The following is a 22,213-nucleotide window of genomic DNA, read 5'->3' as shown; positions in this document are numbered from 1 at the left end:
CAATGTTAAATACTGTTATGATGTATATGTGATTAAAATAGTAAAAACATGTTACCTTCATCTACTTCTTACATATTGTAAAAGCTTGATTTTCTTATATTCCAATTCTACACCTTACAGAATGATAAAATCGACCATTCTTCATTATTCAATTGCTCTCATAATAAAAACCCTCTTTGCAAAATTATATGCAAAGAGGGTTTGCTGTTTACCTTTAAATTTATTTCAGACTAGTTATGCGTTCATATACCCGAAATTCATGGCGATAATGATTTTTTTCATCTACTGTACCTTGTTCTGCTGAAAGAAGTTGCCACTCACTTTCTTTCATCTCAGGAAAGTAGGTATCACCTGGAAATTCTTCATTAATATATGTGATATACAGACGATCAACATCTTCAAAAAATAACGAGAATAGTTCACTTCCACCGATGACAAAGCACTCATTTTCTTGTTTACAAAGCTCAACAACCGCTTGTGTATCATGAATGACCTCGCAACCCTCAGCTTGAAAATCTTGATTTCTAGTCAAGATGATATTACGTCGCTTCGGTAATGGGCGACCAATTGATTCAAACGTTTTACGCCCCATAATAATGGTATTTTTAGATGTGATTTTCTTAAAGTACGCCAAATCAGAAGGTAAATGCCAAGGGAGCTGATTGTCCTTTCCAATCACACGATTTTTATCCATTGCTACAATGAAAGACATCATACCGACACTTCTCCTTTTATGTGAGGGTGCGAATCATAGCCAACAAGCTCGAAATCCTCATATGTAAAATCAAAAATCGATGTACGATTAGGATTCAGCTTTATTTGCGGTAATGGACGTGGTTCTCTCGTTAGCTGAAGGTTAATTTGTTCTAAATGATTTTTATAAATATGAGCGTCACCAAATGTATGAACAAATTCACCGAGCTCTAAATCCGTTACTTGCGCAATCATCATCGTTAAAAGTGCATAAGAAGCTATATTAAACGGAACACCTAGGAAAATATCTGCACTCCGTTGATAGAGCTGACAAGATAACTTCCCATCATTCACGTAAAATTGGAAAAGACAATGGCAAGGTGCTAATGCCATATCGTCGATTTCAGCAACATTCCAGGCACTAACGATAAGACGGCGCGAATCTGGATTATTCTTGATTTGTTCAATAACGTCACTGATTTGATCAATTGTTTTCCCGTTTGCTCCTTCCCAAGAACGCCACTGCTTCCCATATACTGGACCGAGCTCACCATTTTCGTCTGCCCATTCATTCCAAATGCGAACACCATGTTCTTGTAGAGCACGGACATTTGTATCTCCTTTTAAAAACCAAAGAAGCTCATGAATAATGGAACGCAGGTGAAGCTTTTTTGTTGTTACAACAGGAAAGCCCTCTTTAAGATCAAAACGCATTTGATAGCCAAAAGTACTAATTGTTCCTGTACCTGTTCGATCAGACTTTTCATTTCCGTTCTCAATTACGTGTTTGCACAAATCTAAATATTGTTTCATCGCCTTCACTACCCCTTCTAACTCGACATACTCTCAGCAAGCGTCGATTCTGTTTCCACAATGGTTACATTAAGCTGCTTAGTCAAATCCAAATCATATGGAGACTCCAATTCTTCTCCATCTTCAGAAATAATCCGAACGACTGGATGAGTACTTAACTCTTTATTTTGTTTAATAACAATACCAATTCTTCCATCACTTAATGTCACCGTCAACCCTACAGGATATACTGCTATCGTTCTGCGAAATGCGTCAATTAATGTATGATCAAATTGCGTTCCAACTCCTGCATAAAGCAGCTCTAATGCCTCATGAGGAAGCATCGGCTTTCTATACACTCGATTAGAAGTCACAGCATCGAATACATCAGCAATTCCAATGATTTTTGCATATATATGAATGTTTTCATCGATCAGTCCTTGGGGATAACCAGTCCCATCCAATCGTTCATGATGCTGCAGTGCACAATGAGCAGTAAGCAAAGAAATATTGGGTGACCGTCGAAGCATATCGAACCCCGCTTTGGCATGAGTCTTAATGATGGCAAATTCTTCATCCGTTAACCGACCTGGCTTGTTTAAAATTTCAGCAGGAATTGACAATTTTCCAACATCATGAAGCAAAGCACCCATGCCAATTTCTATTAGCTGCTTTTCATTAAACCCAAGATCAACTGCAAGTCCTAACGTATAGACTGTCACATTTAAAGAATGAGTAAAAATGTAATTATCATAGACATAAACATCTGATAATAACGCTAAAGCTTCCTCGTTGCTTTTAATATCTGACAAAATAGCTTGTACAATCTTTGAGAAATCTTTACTAAGATGATCTCCATTGAAGACCTTTTTCAACTGAATCTCTTTTCCAATATGCAAGAACTCTTCTTTGATCGTTTTGACAGCCATTCTTTTCGTTTCATCCGTCACAATATCTGCAACGTCAATTCCCTCTGTCCGTGCATCTTCAATATAAACAAAAGAAATCCCCATCTCAGACAGTCTTGTAATGACTCTCTCTGTTAAAACGACCCCCTGGCGCAAAAGAATTTGCCCATTATCGTTATAAATAGGCTTTCCAAGCTTTGTACCTGCAGACAATGATCTTGTAGCCACTAACCTCATGAAGTTCTCCTTTTACGTTCAATCTAAAACATTATTATTTAGTTTCACATGATTAGGAAAAGTCCGCAAGTAAATATCTATAAAAATTAGTAGAAAAATCCATAAATTTCAACAGTTTTTTCATTTAGCGCAGAATTCTGACTATGGAAATAAGCTCTCGTTTGCATGGTTGCTTTCGAGAGCTTTAAATATTAATATTTCATTTTTAGCAATGCATCCTTCCCTATCATACCTGTTGTGATCCCTAGCTCCTCTGCTTCATGCGTAACCGACTCTAACGGGGCCTCCAGTAATTGATCGATCGTCCGTACCCCTACAGCGCGACCAGCAACAATCTTTCGCTCTTTCAGCTTTTCATTTAGAAGACCGACATCCAAAGCTCCACACATGATATATCCAGTATCATTCATGACAGCCATGAAATTTGTTTTTGGTAGTTTTAATGTCACAGCGATAAAGGTTTCACCATTAATTGCAATCGGATTCATCTCAATCATCCCTGCCACACTCCCTTCTCATCAATCATCCATTCTCCTTATTACGATATGATTGAAATCGATGAGGTGTGAGGCAAATTTAAGACCACAATTGCTCTAACTTCCACGCTAGCACATCACGAAGAAATTCAGGCATAAAATATTCCTTCTCCGCTGAATCAGAAATTGCAGGAAAAAGATGGCCAAATGTATACATATCAAGTGTTGCTAATGAATAAATCTGGTCCTTCTTTACCTTCTCCCCAAGAATCGTAATCTGTTTTACTTCCATTCTTTTTGTCAGTTCAACATCGATTCCTGTGAAGATCATTCGGCCAAGAATTTTGCCACGGAAGCCAAACCCTTTCAGCTCAAGCGATCGCATTTCTTCGGTAAAAGCTCGTTCAATTGTTTTTTGCAATTGTTCGCCTGTCAGCTTGACAACGCAAGGATTAATGGGATGAGGACAAATTCGGTGAATGTCTCCTTTCGTCACCGTGCCTTGTTCAATCGATTCAAGCAAGACACCAGCATTCATCATACCGATTTCCTGATCACACCACTCGGTCATTGCATCACAGAGTAACTGGACGGCCTCTGTTTCTTCTTGCCAGTTAACAGGAAGTCGTATCGGGATCGTCGCCACTCTTCTTTCTAAAATCTGACTCGTTTCCATCTTCATCGTCGCTAAAAGATCATTCGTTCTTTCATCATGATCATCATGTTTAACGTCTAACAAAACCGCTTCACTGCCAACTATTTGTTTTCTTTCCAGATCATAATCAACAGTGACTTTTCCTAAGTAAGCACCGTGCTTTCCTGCCTGAGCAACAAGCGTACCTAAAATACGTTTTCCTTCTGCTAAAACATGATGGGTATGAGCACCTAAAATAATATCTATCTCTTCAAACTCTGATGCTATCTCCTCATCACGAAACAAACCTAAATGCGACATCAACACAACAATATCAGCTTGCTTCCGTACAGTTAATATTAACTTGTTTAAAATTTCTTTAGGCTGCGCCACCTCCCAACCTAATTGGCGATAATACTCAGTAAATGGCGCCGTTAATCCGATTATTCCTAGCTTCAATCCATTTTCCATCGTATGAATAACGTACTCCTTTGCCCAAGAAGGTCGGCTACCATCAAGATGGAATACATTTGAAACGAGTACAGGAAAATTTGCTGCTTCATAAAGCTCCTCTAGCTGTTCTTTGGCAAACGTGATTCCTTCATTATTCCCAATTGTGACGTAATCAACTTGAGCTTCGTTGAGTAATCGTATGTTTCCTTTTCCAAGCGTCGCCTCTGTTAATGGGTGACTTCGATCTGTATGGTCTCCCAAATCTAAATAGAGAGAATGTTTGTCACGATTTCGCTTAATGTATGCAACCATTTGCGACCAATGATCAAAACAGCTATGAATATCATTTGAGTGGAAAAGAGTGATCTGTTCTGTCGTCATCTACTAGACACCCCCTTCTTAAAAAACTTTGCCTCCCGTCAAATCTAATCGCGAGAACAATAGTCATATTTAATTGTTTAGATAACAAGATCCTCACTCATTCTTTACCTATACTTTAAACAAACGTTTATTTAAATCGTTAAGATTAGTCAAACTATGTATGAATATAGTTAAAATCAGGCGTTTAGACTCCTCTATTCCGAAAATAAATTAAGCTGTCTAGGCGCCAAATCGACATATTCAATTCCTAACATGTTAATGAATTGCTTTGCATTATCTGCCGCGTCTCCACCTGAATTATTATTAAAGATAACATAAATATCTTTTGATTGGCTCGTGAGCTTCTCAATATTTTCCTTCCATTCTGTTAATTCAGCATGATTATACCGATATAAGTACCTAACATCCCTCCACGTTCCATCACCAGGATCTCTCCAACCATGCACATTTCGTCCGTGAAGACGGATAAGTGTTTTACCTGTATCTGTTGCCTCTAATACAGTAGGAATGGAGCCTGATCCCGCCTGAGGCTCATCACAAATACTATGAATCCAATCTTCATCTTTCATGAACTGGAGCGTTTTTGGACGCATCTCTTGTGTAAACCATGATTGATGTCTAAATTCAAGTACAACTGGTAAGCCTTGTAATTGTTGTTTTACATAACGAAGCCATTGAACGCTTTCTTTCTTACATTCAAACCAAGGTGGAAATTGACAAAGCACCATGGCGAGCTTCCTTGTTTGGATAAGAGGTTTTAGAGAGGCACGAAAAGCATCAAACATTTCTTCTTTCGTTTCAAATGGAGCATAGCCCCGTTGATGACCTGTCATCGCTTGATACGCTTTTACGACAAATCGAAAAGAAACAGGAGTTTCCCTCGCCCACTTTTCCATATTCCGAATTGGTTGTACAGCATAAAAAGAAGAATCAAGCTCTACAATTGGAAAATGCCCTGCATACTCCGCTAGCTTTGATTGTCGCCCTACTCCTTCATACAGTGTATCATGATCTCCCCATCCTGCGAGGCCAATGTAAATCATCCTTTTCATGTCCCTCCTCACTTATTTTCTAACCACTAAAAAAACAAGGGTCTGACCCGATACCCGGGGTCAGACCCTTGTGAGTCAACCTATTTATCTTCTACCTATTAACCGATAGAACCTTCCATTTCAAAGCTGATTAGACGGTTCATCTCAACAGCGTATTCCATTGGAAGTTCTTTTGTAAACGGTTCAATGAAGCCCATAACAATCATTTCAGTTGCTTCTTGCTCAGAGATACCACGGCTCATTAAATAGAACAATTGGTCTTCTGACACTTTAGAAACAGTTGCTTCATGCTCAAGCGTAATGTTGTTGTTAAGAATTTCATTGTAAGGAATTGTATCAGATGTTGATTCGTTATCCATAATGAGAGTGTCACACTCAATCTTAGATTTTGAACCTTCTGATTTACGGCCAAAGTGACAGATACCACGGTATGTTACTTTACCGCCATGCTTCGAGATCGATTTCGATACGATCGTTGAAGAACAGTTAGGCGCTAAGTGCATAACCTTCGCACCAGCATCTTGGTGCTGACCTTTACCCGCAATCGCGATTGAAAGGATTGTACCCTTCGCACCTTCACCACGCATGATAACAGCAGGATACTTCATCGTTAATTTCGAACCGATGTTACCATCAACCCACTCCATCGTAGCACCAGCATCAGCTACAGCACGCTTTGTAACGAGGTTGTAGATATTTGGAGCCCAGTTTTGGATTGTTGTATAACGGCAATATGCATCTTTTTTAACGATGATTTCAACAACCGCACTATGAAGTGAGTTCGTTGAGTAAACAGGTGCTGTACAACCTTCAACATAGTGCACAGAGCTATCTTCATCAGCAATGATAAGGGTACGCTCAAATTGCCCCATGTTTTCAGAGTTAATACGGAAGTAAGCTTGTAGCGGCGTATCTGTCTTAATACCTTTTGGTACGTAGATAAATGATCCACCAGACCATACAGCTGAGTTTAGCGCAGCAAATTTATTGTCAGTAGGCGGAATAATTGTACCAAAATGCTCTCTAAAAATTTCTTCATGCTCTTTTAAAGCCGTATCCGTATCTGTGAAAAGAATTCCTTGCTCAGAAAGTTCTTCCTTCATGTTGTGGTAAACAACCTCAGATTCATACTGTGCAGAAACCCCAGCTAAATACTTTTGCTCTGCTTCTGGGATACCAAGCTTATCAAATGTATTTTTGATTTCCTCTGGTACTTCATCCCATGTTTTTTCTGTCTTCTCCGATGGCTTTACGTAGTACGTAATGTCATCAAAGTTTAGTTCAGATAAGTCGCCGCCCCATTGTGGCATAGGCATTTTATAGAAAAGCTCAAGTGATTTTAGACGAAAGTCCAACATCCACTGAGGCTCACTCTTCATGCGAGAGATCTCTTCAACGATTTCACGTGTTAATCCACGCTTAGAACGGAAAATCGATACATCGCGGTCTGAGAACCCATATTTGTATTCTCCGATTTCAGGCATTTTTTTAGCCATTTGAAACCCTCCTTTTGATTATAAACAAACCTTACTGGTTGTTATCCTCGATTCCCTTCTCCATTGCTTTCCATGCAAGTGTAGCACATTTGATTCGTGCTGGGAACTTAGTAACACCTTGTAACGCTTCGATATCACCTAGATCAAAGCGATCTTCATCATAGTCTTTACCGAGCATCATATCAGAAAAAATTCCTGACATTGCTACCGCCTCTTCTGTTGTTAAGCCTTTAACAGCTTGAGTCATCATCGAGGCAGAAGCTAAACTAATGGAACAACCTTCACCTGAAAACTTCGCTTCGGCCACTTTTCCATCTTCAATTTTTAATTGAAGTTGAATGCGGTCTCCACACGTTGGGTTGTTCATATTTACCGTAACCGAATCGTCACCATCGAATTCCCCGTTATTACGAGGATTCTTATAATGATCCATAATAACTTGTCTGTACAGTGTATCAAGATTATTAGAAGACATCTCCGAAGTACTCCTTTGTTTTCACTAATCCTGCAACAAGTGCATCGACATCTTCCTTTGTGTTATACACATAGAAGCTAGCACGTGCAGTCGCAGAGACTTCAAGCCATTTCATTAATGGTTGAGCACAATGATGTCCTGCGCGAACAGCAATTCCCTCTGTATCAAGAACTGTCGCTACATCATGTGGATGCACGTCATCGATATTAAATGTGACAAGGCCAGCGCGATGCTTTGGTCCGTAGATCGTCATACCATCAATCTCAGATAAACGCTCTAATGCATAACCAGCAAGCTCATGCTCATACTTTTCAATTTCTTCTAAACCAATCTCATTTAGGAAATCGATCGCTGCACCAAGTCCAATAGCACCTGCAATAATCGGTGTACCCCCTTCAAATTTCCAAGGGAGCTCTTTCCATGTTGACTCCTGCAAACCAACAAAGTCAATCATTTCTCCACCAAATTCAATTGGTTCCATCTTATCAAGCAACTCTTTCTTTCCGTAAAGAACACCTATGCCAGTCGGCCCACCCATCTTGTGACCTGAAAAAGCAAAGAAGTCACAATTCAAGTCTTGAACATTCACTTTCATATGCGGTGTGCTTTGTGCGCCGTCCACCACCATGATTGCACCGTTTCGATGAGCAATTTCCCCAATTTCTTTTACAGGGTTGATCGTTCCAAGCACATTAGATACTTGCATGACTGAAACAATCTTTGTCTTTTCCGTAACGGTTTTCTCTACATCCGCCAAGTCAATTGTGCCATCAGCTTGTAATGGAATGTATTTTAACGTTGCTCCAGTTACACGTGCAACTTGCTGCCACGGGATGATATTACTATGATGCTCCATTGGTGTAATCACAATTTCATCATCAGCAGTCAAATTGTCACGACCATAACTAGAGGCAACGAGATTTAATGCAGTTGTCGTTCCACGTGTGAAGACAATTTCTTCTCTCGCCTTTGCTCCAATGAAAGCTCGAACCTTGTCACGAGCTCCTTCATAGCCATCAGTCGCTAGTGTTCCAAGTGTATGAACCCCGCGGTGTACGTTAGAATTGTAACGACGATAGTAATCATCAATCGCCTCAATGACTTTTACCGGTTTTTGAGAAGTTGCCGCGCTATCCAAATAGACGAGCTGATTTCCGTTTACTTGTTGGTCGAGAATCGGAAACTGCTTTTTAATCTCTTTGGCATTCATTAGCGGACTTTCCCTTCAATTGCCTCGCGCAAACGCTCCTTAACTGATTCAATCGGAAGTTGAGTCACAACAGGAGCTAAGAAACCATGAATAACAAGGCGTTCTGCTTCTTTGCGTGAAATTCCACGACTCATTAGATAGAACATTTGCAGTGGATCTACTTGGCCTACAGAAGCTGCGTGACCTGCTGTTACATCATCTTCGTCGATAAGAAGAATTGGGTTCGCATCACCACGAGCCTTTTCACTCAGCATAAGAACACGCTCTGTTTGAACACCATTTGATTTCGTTGCACCATGTTCGATTTTTGAAATACCATTAAAAATCGCTGTTGCTGATTCACGCATAACACCGTGCTTAAGGATATGACCTTCAGAATGCTTACCGTGATGGAAGATTGTCGTTGTAAAGTTTTGTTTTTGTTCTCCACGTCCAACTGTTACTGTCTTCGTATCAGCCCAAGAGCCATCACCAATAAGATGTGTTGTATTTTCTGATACTGTGTTCCCATCATTCATTTGACCAAGAGCCCAATCAACACGAGCATCTTTATCAACATGACCGCGACGAACAACATAAGTTGTCACGTTACTAGAAAGATTATCAACAGCACCAAACGTTATTTTCGCACCAGCTTTTGCATATACTTCTGCAACAATGTTCGCAACAGTTTCACCTTCAGCTTGTGAAATATAGTTTTCAACATAAGTAACAGAGCTATTCTCTTCAGCTACAACAATTACATGATTCGTGAATGCTGCTTCATTTGTTTCAAAAGAAAATACAGCTTGAAGTGGCACTTCAACGTGTACATTTTTCGGTACATAGATAAATGCTCCACCATTAACGATTGCCGCATGAAGAGCAAGAAGGCGATTTTCCGATGGTTTTACTGCTTCACCAAAGAAATAAGGCTTTACTTTATCAGCATGCTCAGCAAAAGCTGTCTGTAAATCTGTAAAAATAACACCTTTTTCTGCTAAATCAGCACTTACTTTATTAAGAACAGCTGATGAATCTTGTTGAACTAAAAGATTTTGATCAGCTGATTCTTCACCAATTAACAAACGAAGCGCTTCAGGTAACTCTGAAACAGCATTTACTGCAGGTTTTGCAGCTAAATCAAAGTTCTTTTGTGTGAAATTCCACTTATCTATTTTCGTTTTGTCTGGCTTTGGAAGCTCAGTTGTTTCTGTAAGCTCAAGTCCCTTTAAACGGAGATCGCGTAACCATTCAGGTTCTTTGCGAGCATCTGAGAATGACTCGATTTGTTCTTTTTCGAACAATACTTTCGTCTCGACTGACATACATACCCACCCTTTATTATTAAAATTGCAGCTCACTTTGTACGAGCAATTTTAAGCTTTTTTTATTTATATACTATGTCGTTATTATGCTTCTTGGTTTACGTTCACACGCTCATCTTCGATACCAAGCTCAGCCTTAATCCAGTCATAACCTTCTGCTTCGAGACGTTGTGCAAGCTCAGCACCACCTGATTTCACAATGCGACCTTGCATCATAACGTGTACTTTATCAGGAGTGATGTAGTCTAATAGACGTTGGTAGTGAGTAATAATTAAACAGCCAAACTCAGATCCACGCATTTCGTTAACACCTTTAGAAACAACCTTTAAGGCATCGATATCTAGACCAGAATCGATCTCATCAAGAATCGCGATTTTCGGCTCAAGCATTAATAATTGAAGAATTTCGTTACGCTTCTTCTCCCCACCAGAGAAACCTTCATTTAAATAACGTTGTGAGAAAGACTCATCCATTTCAAGTAATTCCATCTTCTTATCTAATTGACGGATAAACTTCATAAGAGAGATCTCGTCTCCTTCTTCACGCTTAGAGTTAATAGCTGAGCGTAAGAAGTCTGCGTTCGTAATCCCACTAATTTCACTTGGATATTGCATTGCTAAGAAAAGACCAGCTTGAGCACGTTCGTCGACTTCCATTTCCAGAACGTCTTCGCCATCAATTGTCACAGATCCACTAGTGATTTCGTATTTTGGATGACCCATAATAGCAGAAGCAAGAGTAGACTTACCTGTACCATTTGGTCCCATGATCGCGTGAATTTCTCCACCTTTAATTTCAAGACTGAAATCCTTTAAAATTTCTTTTCCTTCTACTGATACATGTAAATTTTCAATCTTAAGAAACGGTGCTGACATTACAATGACCTCCAATGTATTTTGCTTCATCTATTTATGGATAAAGCTCATTTAAATTTGTTTTTTATTCTCAATCTATTCTCATTACAATCTTATAACAAATCTATTATAAGTTCAAGGTAAGCGAATGATTCTAGGTTAGAACTCATAAAAAGGTTTTGCAAGGAGGCTTACTACGTCTTTTATAAGTGGAAATCCCTTAATTAAAACGAGAATTTGTAGTATTAAAATGAAGAAAAACAGAGCGACACCATCAGGTACCACTCTGTTCTTTTGTTTGGATTATATAGTGACAATTACTTTAACTGCTCAGCAAGCTTGTTGCCTGCCTTATAGTTCTTATCTCGTTCCATTTCAATTTCAATGCGTTTATCCATATTCCGATCATACTCTGCATAACCTATTCCGTGTGCTTGATACATGGCCTTTTCCATCTCACTAGTATGCTTGGTACTTATCGACTGAATAATGAATCAACCCTTTCATGTTTTGTAGCATCATCGTATCATAGTCAGATTATTTCACCAACTTCCATATCAAGCGCTAAGACAGCATTTTTCCTCTTTAATAACGATGAGTCATTGTCAGAAAATTTAACGGCAATATTTCTCCTATTTACTCTTTATTTGTTCTTCTTTCGATTACTGAATTTGCTGATTTGTGTCACTAAACTCCGAAATCGCATCTTGAACGAGGGTGACTCCTTGACTCATTGCTGCACCACCGCCAAAGGCAGCCGTTACTCCGATCACCTCATGAATCTCATCTTCTGTACAACCTTGATCAAGACAACCCTTTGTATGATAAATCATGCAATATTCATCCTGAGCAAACACACTAATACCAAGTGCAATCATTTGCTTCTCTTTTTGTGAGAGCTTCCCTTTGGCAAAGCATGCTTCGGTAAAAGCATTATACGTTTTCGCGATTTTCGGCATTTTTTGAGTAAAATAACCTATTCCCTCTTTATAGTCTTGTAGCGCCATTTCCATGAAATGATCTTGCTGTTCCTGTTGCTCCATCATAAAAGCCTCCCTTTTTCAAATAGTAACATGATTAGTATTTGTTTTGAGAAAGGCTATTATACGAAAGAAAAGAGGTACGCTTCATCGAGCGTACCCCTTTCTATTAATTACCTGACATTGGAATTACAGCACCATCATATGTGTCTAAAATAAATTGTTGAATTTCTTCAGATTGTAAAACTTCAACTAATTTTAACACTTCTGGGCGTGTTTCATCTTCAGAACGAACAACCACTAAGTTTGGTTGAAGAACATCTTCACCTTCAAATGCGATACCAAATTGCTCAATATCAACTCCGCCTTCTAGAGCGTAGTTTGTATTAATCACAACAGCATCACCTTCGCCACTTTCAAAAGATGGAGCAAGCATTTTAGCTTCTACTTGCGTTTCACCAAATTGAAGGTTCTTAGGGTTTGAAACGATATTGTCAATTGTAGCCAATTCACCTTCAGCCACGTCAAGTTCAATTAAACCAGCACGCTCGAAAATCGGAAGAATACGACCATGATCACTGATCGAATTACTCATAATAATGTTAGCACCTTCTGGAAGTTCATCAAGGCTAGCATATTCTTTTGAATAAACACCGATTGGCTCTGCATGGATTGCACCAACACTAACAAAGTCGAAATCAGGATTCTCGCTCATTTGCATGTCTAAGTATCCAGGAGTTTGGAAATAGTTCACATCAATATCACCATCACGTAATGTTTGGTTCGGTAAGATATAATCTTGGAACGTCACTATTTCAAGTTCAATGCCTTCTTCAGCAAGTAAAGGCTTAGCTGCTTCAAGAATTTCTGTATGCGGCACTGCAGATGCACCTACCACTAATGTGCTTGTTTCTTCTTGAGCTGGCTCTTCTCCTGTTGCATTTTCTGTTGTTTCTTCTTCTGCTGCTCCGCATGCTACTAGCGAAAGTGATAATGCGGCTGCACCAATAATACTTAAAAATTTCTTCATGTTTCTTTTCCCCCTTAGTTATCGTTTATCTGTTTTATTTGTAAAATAATCACCAATCCATTGAATAACAAAAACAACCAATAGAATAGCGATCGTTGCTACTAAAGTAATTTGACTATTATTCCTTTGAAACCCTTCTAAATAGGCAAAGTGTCCAAGACCACCTGCACCAATGACACCTGCCATGGCTGTATAACTCACTAAAGCAATAGCCGTAACCGTAATCCCAGAAATAAGAGCAGGTAATGCTTCAGGAATCAAAACCTTTCGAATAATCGTCCCATTGCTTGCCCCCATTGCCTGAGAAGCTTCAATAACACCTTTATCAATTTCTCTTAGAGCAATTTCAACCATACGAGCATAAAATGGTGCTGCACCAATAATTAGTGCAGGTAAGGCTGCATTAGCCCCTAAAATAGAGCCAACTAGAGCTCGAGTAAATGGAATCAGCAAGACAATTAAAATAATAAATGGAATTGATCTAAAAATATTGACAATCAAACTGGCAATTCGGTTAAATATAACACTTTCCCAGAGGTTCCCTTTACTTGTTAAATATAATATTAAACCAAGAATAATCCCTAAAAAGAATGTGGCAACAACAGATATGCCTGTCATATAGAGAGTCTCTAATGTAGCTTCCCAGAGCTTGTCCCACTTCACATCACCCAACCATTGATCAAGCATAGGTAATCACCTCCACATCAACTTCCTTATTACGAATAAAGGTGATCGCCTTTTCAACCTCTTTTTTCTGACCATTTAACGCTACAAATAATGTACCATAAGAGCCTTTTTGGATCTTCGTAATCTTCCCTTGAACAATATTTACTTCAATGTCAAATTCACGAATTAATTGTGTGATTAAAGGACGTTCAGCTTCTTCGCCGACAAATGTCAGCTGGACAATTTGACCCTCAGGGTGTTCAGCAAGCATTTGCTTAATCGCATCGGTTGTTTCTTCAGGTTCTGTGATTTGCTTTACAAATTCCTTGGTCATATTCTCTTTTGGTTTACGGAACACTTCAAGAACTGGACCCTGCTCAACCACTTTACCAGCTTCCATCACAGCCACTTGATGACAAATTTTACGAATCACGTGCATCTCATGTGTAATAAGAATTATCGTTAAGCCAAGCTTTTCATTAATATCAACGAGCAAGTCTAAAATCGAATCAGTTGTTTTAGGATCAAGAGCTGACGTTGCTTCATCACAAAGTAGCACTTTCGGGTTATTCGCAAGCGCACGTGCAATTCCGACACGTTGCTTTTGTCCACCACTGAGCTGTGATGGATAACTTTCGCCTCTTCCCTCTAGTCCAACTAGTTCAATTAATTCATTCACTCGCTTGTCTCTCTCGCTTTTCTTTACCCCAGCAATTTCAAGAGGAAAAGCAATATTATCCCGAACTGTTCGTGACCACAAAAGGTTAAAATGCTGAAAAATCATCCCAATTTCTTGGCGGGCTTTCCTTAACTCATTATTACTTAACTTAGAAAGGGCTTTTCCAGCGACCTCAACATCGCCCTCTGTTGGACGCTCAAGCATATTTAACATTCTAATAAGCGTACTTTTACCAGCACCACTATAACCAATGATGCCATAAATTTCGCCTTCTTTAATCTTTAAGTTTACGCCATTCACGGCAGCAACCGGTCCATCCTTTGTTTGGAACACTTTACGGATGCCGTTTAACGAAATCATTTCTAATCCCTACTTTCCCTATCAATAAAGTGATATTACGTTATCAAACAATGTCGCTGTCGTCAACGAATACACTTCGTTTTCGACTTCAAATAAAAAACCCTTCTGCAGATGAACAGAAAGGTGAATAGTCATGAGCCTCTCTCTCATCTTCCAAAGCAAACATGCTTTTGCAGGATTTAGCACCATTAAGATGATGACTAGATCAGATCATCTAAGGTTGCCGGGCTTCATAGGGCCAGTCCCTCCGCCACTCTGGATAAGAGTTTATAAAATTTATCAGTCGTTTTACATGAATGAATAATAGCACGATCAAAAAAAACTTGTCAATCATTATTGTTATTTTGCAATAAAGCTCTTTATCATTTCTGACAAAGAGCTCAAACTATTTAGATCCTAACACCAGCCTTCTTCACAACTATCGACATATGACTTCACTTTACTTGGCTGGTCGTGCTCATAACGGAAAATCTTATCCTCTTCAAATTCAAATCCTTCTGCCATTTCATGCTGCAAGCCTTGATTTGTTTCAATAACCTTGCCGACCTTCGCTTCACCCATATACAAATTCATTTCGCCATTTTCATACATGCCTTTTACTCTGCTTGTTACGTCAACACGTACAAGATCCATGATCTAACCTCCTTCTTCAGAAGTTATTCTTATGATTCTCGTTAAAGCTCAAGTACACTCATGGTGAATAATTGAAAAGTGTAGTTAAAGGTTAACGCAAAAAAGGAAGAGCTATCGCCCTTCCTTTTCTCATCATGATTAGTCTTCGTTAATCATTTCTTCGTATTGCTCAGCAGACATTAAGTTATTCACATCATCTGCATTTGCTGGTTCTACGACGATCATCCATGCTTTTTCATATGGAGACTCGTTTACAAACTCTGGAGAATCATCTAGCTCTTCATTTACTTCAACGACTTTTCCACTGATAGGAGCATATAATTCAGATACAGTCTTTACAGATTCGACACTTCCGAATGGCTCGTCCGCTTCAATTTCATCCCCTACTTCTGGAAGCTCAACAAATACGATATCACCTAATTCAGATTGTGCAAAGTCCGTAATACCAATACGTACTTTATCTCCTTCTACTTTCACCCATTCATGTTCTTCAGAATACTTTAGTTCTTTTGGTAAATTGCTCATGACTATCCCTCCGTCTTTGTGAATAAAAAATCTTTCTACATTATACCCGCATTTCCAGCGAAACAAAATAGGTTATCCCCACGTTTGCTCGAATTGTTCCTCTTTGAAGCCTACTGTCACTTTCGTTCCATCTGTTGTAAGCGGTCGCTTAATAAGCATGCCGTCTGATGCGAGTAGCTCGAGTGCCTCGTCTTCAGACATTCCCTCAAGCTTATCTTTTAAACCTAACTCGCGATATTTTTGTCCACTCGTATTAAAGAACTTCTTTAATTCAAGTCCACTTTTTCGGTAAAGGTCGCGGAGCTCTTCTATTGATGGTGGTTGCTCCACAATATGTATGTCGTTAATCTCAATTCCTTTTTCGTCAAACCATTTTTTCGCTTTGCGGCAGGTTCCACATTTAGGGTATTGATAAAACGTAATCGCCATGTTCACTACCCTCCTTCCTTATAATCATTACCATTATTATTGCGTATCTTCTTCTTGATCACAATCACTTTGCTCATTTATGTTCCATATTGTTTGAAGAGCCTCATGCGCAGAGTCTACACTTACATCCTTCGAAAACTCCTCCACTGCAGTGAGGGGAGCCGTATATTTGAGTTTTTCTTTCTTTTTCATCAATCATCCCCCATTTTCATCACCTTTTAGTAGCATGCTTCAAAAAAGACAGAATCATTCAATATCGAGAACGACAAAGAAGCCCCATTGGGACTTCTTTGCACTTGAGAGGAGAATGCTTCATAAGAAAGGAGCTATATGGTATTTTGGGGATTAAATTTAACCCCCAAAGTTAATAACAATTTTAAACGACGTAACGCTTCTCTGCTAAAACAGCTGCTGCAATTTCACGTTTTTTCGCGACAACATTTATTGGTGTATGACGTGAGAGCTTGCGAAGGATTCCAAGCATCGTACGAAGCGTATCGCCTTCCTCCATTGTAACAAGGGATTCCTTTGCATGTGCTTCAATACGATTGAATGCTTCTTGGCAAAATACTTGTGTCATGAGTAATTTTTGTCCTGCTTTATCTATAGACTTCCTCATTGCCTTTTCTGTACGCAAAATAACTGACTCCATTGAGAACACTTCGCTAACAATATCAGCAACATTTGAAAGAAGCTCTTGTTCATGCTGTAGTTTTTCCCCGTATTTCTGAGCTCCTGTGCCAGCAATCATTAAGAAAATCTTTTTGGCCATACTAAGTAAATATTTTTCTTGCTCTAGTGGCTCATCACCTATTTCCTGAGGCATGAGCATCATTAATTCTTCTTGAAGAGCCATTGCTTTTTGCAGTAGTGGAAGCTCCCCTTTCATGGCTTTACGCATAATCGTTCCCGGGACAAGTAGACGATTGATTTCATTTGTCCCTTCAAAAATACGATTAATACGCGAATCACGGTACATACGCTCTACCTCGTATTCAGCCATGAAACCATATCCACCATGAATTTGAACAGCTTCATCAACAACATAATCAAGCGTTTCAGAGCCAACTACCTTGTTCAGTGAACACTCGATCGCATACTCAGCAATCGCATTTGCGACAGCGCGGCCATCTTTTTGCTCTTCATCCGATAACCCACCAAGTTTCGCTTCAAATAAACCACCTGTGCGATAAATCGAGCTCTCTGCAGCAAATGTCGCTGTTGCCATATTGGCAAGCTTTTCTTGAATAAGCGTAAACTTGCCAATCGGTGTCTTAAACTGCTTACGCTCGTTTGCATATGTTGCCGCAAGCTCTAATGCGCGCTTTGCACTGCCAACACAACCAATGCCGAGCTTATAACGACCTACATTCAAAATATTAAAGGCAATCACGTGACCTTTGCCGATTTCACCAAGAACATTTTCTTTTGGAACAAGCGCATCTTGAAGAATTAATGTTCGGGTGGATGACCCTTTAATCCCCATTTTCTTTTCTTCAGGACCAGTCGTTACCCCTTCAAATCCTTTTTCAACAATAAAAGCCGTAAACTTTTCACCATCAATCTTCGCATAGACAACAAACACATCAGCAAAAGCAGAGTTTGTGATCCACTGCTTTTCTCCATTTAACACATAATGAGTTCCTGCTTCATTTAAGACAGCTGTTGTTTTCGCACCGAGAGCATCAGATCCCGAGCTAGGCTCCGTTAGGGCGTAGGCAGCAAGACGATCACCTGAAGCAAGATCGGGAAGGTACTTTTGCTTTTGCTCATGATTCCCGAAAAAGACGATTGGTAACGTTCCAATCCCTACGTGGGCACCGTGACTCAAACCAAATGATCCAGCGCGAACAAATTTCTCAGAAATTAATGAAGAACTAATTTTATCAAGGCCTAAGCCACCATACTCCTCTGGCACATCAGCACCAAGTAGCCCTAAATCCCCTGCTTGCTTTAGTAACTTAACCGTATGCTCAAATTGGTGTTCTTCAATTTTTTCTAGCACTGGGGCAACCTCTTTAATAGCAAATTCTTCTGTTGTACGTCCGATCATGATTTGCTCATCCGTGAAATCCTCTGGTGTATATACTTTATCCGCAGCAATATCCTCGATTAGAAAGCTCCCGCCTTTTACAACTTGTTCCGATGTTTGACTCATTTTACGTTCCTCCCTTTTTTATCTATCTATAATGTTTAGCCGATTAATTCAAATACACCAGCAGCGCCCATTCCTCCACCAATACACATGGTCACCACACCAAATTGCTCATTACGACGCTTCATTTCATGTAAAAGTGATAACGTCAGCTTCGTACCTGTACACCCAAGCGGATGACCAAGGGCAATCGCACCACCATTTACATTCACTTTGTCATGATCAAGATTTAAATGACGGATCACTTGAAGAGATTGAGAAGCAAAGGCTTCATTTAATTCAAATAAACCGATATCTGCTAGCTCAAGCCCAGCTAGTTTAATTGCTTTAGGGATGGCTTCTACTGGCCCAATACCCATAATTTCTGGAGCAACCCCCGCAACAGCAAAGGCACGGAACTTCAGTAAAGGCGTAATTCCATTTGCTTCTGCTTCTTCTCTGTCCATTAGAAGAACGGAAGCTGCACCGTCACTCATCTGTGATGCATTACCTGCTGTTACGCTACCTTGCGGGTGAAATGCAGGTCGTAGTTTGGCAAGGCCTTGAACCGTTGTATCAGCTCTGACTCCTTCATCCATCGAAAATATCACTTGCTTCTCTTTTAATTTGTGATCGCTACCGATTGAACGCAATGTCACATCTACTGGCACTATTTCATCTTTAAATCGCCCTGCCTCTATCGCAGCTACAGCACGTTTATGACTTTCCACTGCAAAAGCATCTTGATCCTCACGACTCACACCAAAACGACTCGCCACTTCTTCAGCCGTATATCCCATTCCCATGTAATACTCTGGCTGCTCTTCAACAAGAGTCGGGTTTGGTGCAATCACATGACCGCCCATTGGAATCATGCTCATTGATTCTGCTCCACCTGCAATGATTGCTTTTGAATGTCCAAGCATAATCCGCTCAGCACCGTACGCAATACTTTGCAAACCAGATGAACAATACCGATTGATCGTAATGGCAGGCACCGTATTTGGTAAACCTGCTAAGGCTGAAATATTTCTAGCAACATTCATCCCTTGTTCAGCTTCTGGCATTGCACAACCAATAATGACATCATCAATGTTAGATGGGTCAACATCGCCAGCTCTCTTTAACGTTTCTTTCACCGTCAACGCTCCTAAATCGTCTGGACGAACATTCGCGAGCGTACCACGTTTTGCTTTTCCGACTGGTGTTCTCGCACCAGCAACAATAACCGCTTCTCTCATTTGTCTTCCCCTCCCACGTCTCTTCATTTAGTTACGAAGTGGTTTGCCCTTTGCTAACATATATTGCATCCGTTGCTGTGATTTCGGTTCAGCAATCAAGCTTAAAAAGGCTTCACGTTCTAAATCGAGTAAATATTGTTCATCTACTAGCGTTCCTTTTGGTACACGCCCGCCTGCTATGACAAAGGCTAGCTTTTCAGCAATTTTAAGATCATGATCAGAAATCATGCCACCGAACTTCATCGTTTTTGCACCTAGTAAAAGAGTTGCAAACCCAGTTTCTCCAGCTACAGGAATCTTCTTACGTTCTGGCGGACGATAGCCCGATGCTAATAAATACTCAACTTGTTGTTTCGCACGATCAATGAGAAAGTCGCCATTAATGACCACGCCATCTCGCTCACTTAAAAAGCCATTTTCAACCGCTTCATGTCCAGAGGTTGAGACCTTTGCCATCGCAATCGTTTCAAATGTCGTGATTGCTGCTTTTTGTACGTCATAATTCGTTCGTTCAAGGTTGCGAAGATACAATTCCTTGTTTCCGCCACCACCAGGAATGAGACCGACTCCAACTTCAACTAAGCCAAGATAGGTTTCAAGTGACGCTTGAATACTTGCAGAAGGAAGACAAATTTCTGCCCCACCACCAAGTGTCATGCCAAATGGACCTGTCACAACTGGCTTTGCTGAGTAACGAATATTTGCCATTGCTTGTTGGAACTGACGAACAACAAGCTCAACTTCAAAGTAATTATCATCCTGTGCTTCCATTAAAATCATCATCAAATTCGCACCAACACAGAAGTTCTTCCCTTGATTACTAATAACAAGCCCTTTGTAATTATTTTCCACTTCTTCTATCGACTTATTGATCATTTGGATCACATCAAGTCCAATAGAATTGTTCGGCGAGTGGAATTCAAGTAAGGCAACATCATCACCAATATCAAGAAGCGTTGCACCACTATTTTTCATAACCACATTGTCTGGCTTAAGCGATTTTAAATGCACAATCTTCTCATTCATTTGCTTTGGCTCATAGCCGCCATCATGGTAGAACGTATCTCCTTTATAGAAGCTTTCGTGTCCTGTTTGCAACATTTCTTTGACCCAAGCAGAAACGGTTTCACCTTCTGCTTCCATTCGTTCCACTGATTTAGCAACACCTAGTGCATCCCACATTTCAAACGGACCGAGTTCCCAGCCGAATCCCCATTTCATTGCTTGGTCCACTGCATAGAGGTCATTGGCAATCTCATAAGCCTTTTCAGCTGAGTAGAGAAGAACTGGCTTAAGTAAGCTCCAAATCAGCTTTCCTGCACAATCATCCGCATATGCGAGTGTTTTCAACTTATCAGCTGGTTTTTTTGCCTGCTTTGCTTGTTCAATAGAGGCTGCTTTTAGCTTTTTACGCTCTTCGTACTCAAGCGTTCCAGGATTCAATTCCAGAATCTCAGTGCCTTTTTCACTCTTCTTTTTAACAAAGAATCCTTGACCACTCTTACTTCCAATCCAGCCTTTCTCAGCCATTTCTTTCATAAAAGCTGGCGGATCAAATACATCCTTTTCGATGCCGTCAACAACCTCATAGACATTTTTGGCAACGTGTAAAAACGTATCAAGGCCAACTACATCCAATGTACGGAATGTTGCGCTCTTTGGTCTGCCAATTAACGGACCAGTTACTGAGTCAATCTCTCCAACTGAATAGCCACCTTTTAGCATTTCGCGAACGGTAACAAGTAGTCCGTACGTTCCAATTCGATTGGCGATAAAGTTCGGCGTATCTTTCCCTTCGACAACTCCTTTACCAAGGGTCTCTTCAGCAAACGCTTTCATAAAATCAATAACTTCTTTATTCGTTTTGTGTGTTGGAATGATTTCAAGTAGTTTTAAATATCTTGGTGGGTTAAAGAAATGTGTTCCGAGAAAATGAGCTTGAAAATCTTCTGTGCGACCTTCTGCCATTGCTTCAACTGAAATACCTGAAGTATTTGAGCTGATGATCGTACCAGGCTTACGAACTGCATCAATCTTTTCAAATAATTGCTGTTTTATCGCTAAATTTTCAACAACGACCTCGATAATCCAATCGACTTCTTCAAGCCGCTTAAGATCATCCTCAAGGTTGCCTGGCTCAATATATGTAGCTTTCGTTTTTACAGAAAGCGGGGCAGGCTTCTGTTTCGCAAGCTTTTTAATGGCTTCGCTACTTAAACGATTTCGTACAGCCTTATCCTCAAGTGTAAGTCCCTTTCCTCTCTCACTTTCCGTAAGTTCTTTTGGCACAATATCAAGTAATAATGATCGAATACCAATATTAGCGAGATGTGCAGCAATGCCCGATCCCATAACACCCGAACCAATTACAGCAACTTTACGTATATAACGAGTCATGGTTCTCCTCCTTTGTGTACGTGTTGTCCAACAGTTTTCTTTATGCAATAGTTCTACAAGACATGATTACTAATTACCGAATGAATACTCATTCATTATTGGCTCAAAAAAAAGAGCAACCATTTCTAATGTCATTTTCTAACATTATCATAGCTGATCATAACCATTTT

The 22,213-nt window shown here is 39.9% G+C and carries 23 protein-coding genes and 1 riboswitch; all 23 genes read right to left on the bottom strand.

The window, feature by feature from the left end:
- Positions 1-220: 220 nt before the first annotated feature.
- A complete protein-coding gene (locus tag IQ10_RS02495; protein WP_144448894.1) occupies positions 221-715 on the bottom strand; it encodes a dihydrofolate reductase in 495 nt (164 codons plus the stop codon).
- Positions 712-1,506: a thymidylate synthase gene (locus IQ10_RS02490; protein WP_144448893.1), complete on the bottom strand. Its 795-nt coding sequence runs from the start codon at positions 1,504-1,506 to the stop codon at positions 712-714. Before IQ10_RS02490 ends, IQ10_RS02495 begins: the two co-directional genes overlap by 4 nt.
- 17 nt (positions 1,507-1,523) lie before the next feature.
- Complete coding sequence (locus IQ10_RS02485; RefSeq protein WP_144448892.1) at positions 1,524-2,630, bottom strand: HD-GYP domain-containing protein; 1,107 nt, start codon at positions 2,628-2,630, stop codon at positions 1,524-1,526.
- Positions 2,631-2,821: 191 nt separating this feature from the next.
- On the bottom strand, positions 2,822-3,127 hold the full coding sequence (locus tag IQ10_RS02480; RefSeq protein WP_144448891.1) for a YunC family protein: 306 nt from the start codon (positions 3,125-3,127) through the stop codon (positions 2,822-2,824).
- A 79-nt stretch (positions 3,128-3,206) separates the two neighbouring features.
- Complete coding sequence (locus tag IQ10_RS02475; protein WP_144448890.1) at positions 3,207-4,574, bottom strand: bifunctional metallophosphatase/5'-nucleotidase; 1,368 nt, start codon at positions 4,572-4,574, stop codon at positions 3,207-3,209.
- Between the two features lie 194 nt (positions 4,575-4,768).
- Positions 4,769-5,617 (bottom strand): DUF72 domain-containing protein, encoded by an 849-nt coding sequence (locus IQ10_RS02470; RefSeq protein WP_144448889.1) that lies wholly within the window; start codon positions 5,615-5,617, stop codon positions 4,769-4,771.
- A 107-nt stretch (positions 5,618-5,724) separates the two neighbouring features.
- Positions 5,725-7,122: a Fe-S cluster assembly protein SufB gene (gene sufB, locus IQ10_RS02465; RefSeq protein WP_144448888.1), complete on the bottom strand. Its 1,398-nt coding sequence runs from the start codon at positions 7,120-7,122 to the stop codon at positions 5,725-5,727.
- A gap of 31 nt (positions 7,123-7,153) precedes the next feature.
- A complete protein-coding gene (gene sufU, locus IQ10_RS02460; RefSeq protein ID WP_144448887.1) occupies positions 7,154-7,597 on the bottom strand; it encodes a Fe-S cluster assembly sulfur transfer protein SufU in 444 nt (147 codons plus the stop codon).
- Positions 7,587-8,807 carry a cysteine desulfurase gene (locus IQ10_RS02455; RefSeq protein ID WP_144448886.1) on the bottom strand — a complete coding sequence of 407 codons (1,221 nt, stop codon included), beginning with the start codon at positions 8,805-8,807 and terminating at the stop codon, positions 7,587-7,589. Before IQ10_RS02455 ends, sufU begins: the two co-directional genes overlap by 11 nt.
- The gene (sufD, locus tag IQ10_RS02450) at positions 8,807-10,114 is read right to left on the bottom strand and encodes a Fe-S cluster assembly protein SufD (protein ID WP_144448885.1); all 1,308 of its coding nucleotides are present in this window, start codon (positions 10,112-10,114) and stop codon (positions 8,807-8,809) included. Before sufD ends, IQ10_RS02455 begins: the two co-directional genes overlap by 1 nt.
- Before the next feature lie 84 nt (positions 10,115-10,198).
- Entirely contained in the window at positions 10,199-10,990 is a 792-nt protein-coding gene (gene sufC / locus IQ10_RS02445; RefSeq protein ID WP_144448884.1) for a Fe-S cluster assembly ATPase SufC, read from the bottom strand.
- 296 nt (positions 10,991-11,286) lie between these two features.
- Complete coding sequence (locus tag IQ10_RS18510) at positions 11,287-11,412, bottom strand: YuzK family famiily protein (protein WP_277877924.1); 126 nt, start codon at positions 11,410-11,412, stop codon at positions 11,287-11,289.
- 219 nt (positions 11,413-11,631) lie between these two features.
- Positions 11,632-12,012 (bottom strand): carboxymuconolactone decarboxylase family protein, encoded by a 381-nt coding sequence (locus IQ10_RS02440; protein WP_144448883.1) that lies wholly within the window; start codon positions 12,010-12,012, stop codon positions 11,632-11,634.
- A 106-nt stretch (positions 12,013-12,118) separates the two neighbouring features.
- Entirely contained in the window at positions 12,119-12,979 is an 861-nt protein-coding gene (locus IQ10_RS02435; RefSeq protein WP_144448882.1) for a MetQ/NlpA family ABC transporter substrate-binding protein, read from the bottom strand.
- A gap of 18 nt (positions 12,980-12,997) precedes the next feature.
- Entirely contained in the window at positions 12,998-13,666 is a 669-nt protein-coding gene (locus tag IQ10_RS02430) for a methionine ABC transporter permease (RefSeq protein WP_144448881.1), read from the bottom strand.
- A complete protein-coding gene (locus IQ10_RS02425) occupies positions 13,659-14,684 on the bottom strand; it encodes a methionine ABC transporter ATP-binding protein (protein ID WP_144448880.1) in 1,026 nt (341 codons plus the stop codon). The genes IQ10_RS02430 and IQ10_RS02425 overlap by 8 nt, the downstream gene beginning before the upstream one ends.
- Before the next feature lie 143 nt (positions 14,685-14,827).
- A riboswitch (SAM riboswitch) is annotated at positions 14,828-14,950 on the bottom strand.
- 130 nt (positions 14,951-15,080) lie between these two features.
- Positions 15,081-15,317, bottom strand: coding sequence for a YusG family protein (locus IQ10_RS02420; protein WP_144448879.1), 237 nt, complete (start codon positions 15,315-15,317; stop codon positions 15,081-15,083).
- A gap of 138 nt (positions 15,318-15,455) precedes the next feature.
- Positions 15,456-15,842 (bottom strand): glycine cleavage system protein GcvH, encoded by a 387-nt coding sequence (gcvH, locus tag IQ10_RS02415; protein ID WP_144448878.1) that lies wholly within the window; start codon positions 15,840-15,842, stop codon positions 15,456-15,458.
- Positions 15,843-15,914: 72 nt separating this feature from the next.
- Positions 15,915-16,271: an arsenate reductase family protein gene (locus IQ10_RS02410; protein ID WP_144448877.1), complete on the bottom strand. Its 357-nt coding sequence runs from the start codon at positions 16,269-16,271 to the stop codon at positions 15,915-15,917.
- A 36-nt stretch (positions 16,272-16,307) separates the two neighbouring features.
- Positions 16,308-16,463, bottom strand: coding sequence for a hypothetical protein (locus IQ10_RS17940; RefSeq protein WP_158639968.1), 156 nt, complete (start codon positions 16,461-16,463; stop codon positions 16,308-16,310).
- Positions 16,464-16,647: 184 nt separating this feature from the next.
- Positions 16,648-18,429 (bottom strand): acyl-CoA dehydrogenase FadE, encoded by a 1,782-nt coding sequence (locus IQ10_RS02405; protein WP_144448876.1) that lies wholly within the window; start codon positions 18,427-18,429, stop codon positions 16,648-16,650.
- A gap of 35 nt (positions 18,430-18,464) precedes the next feature.
- Positions 18,465-19,646, bottom strand: coding sequence for an acetyl-CoA C-acetyltransferase (locus IQ10_RS02400; protein WP_144448875.1), 1,182 nt, complete (start codon positions 19,644-19,646; stop codon positions 18,465-18,467).
- A gap of 27 nt (positions 19,647-19,673) precedes the next feature.
- On the bottom strand, positions 19,674-22,043 hold the full coding sequence (locus IQ10_RS02395) for a 3-hydroxyacyl-CoA dehydrogenase/enoyl-CoA hydratase family protein (RefSeq protein ID WP_144448874.1): 2,370 nt from the start codon (positions 22,041-22,043) through the stop codon (positions 19,674-19,676).
- Positions 22,044-22,213: the final 170 nt, after the last annotated feature.

Source organism: Halalkalibacter nanhaiisediminis, assembly GCF_007830185.1.
Taxonomy (GTDB): domain Bacteria; phylum Bacillota; class Bacilli; order Bacillales; family Bacillaceae_D; genus Halalkalibacter; species Halalkalibacter nanhaiisediminis.
Note: the sequence above shows the minus strand (reverse complement) of the source record. Positions and strands in the feature narration are given on the sequence as shown.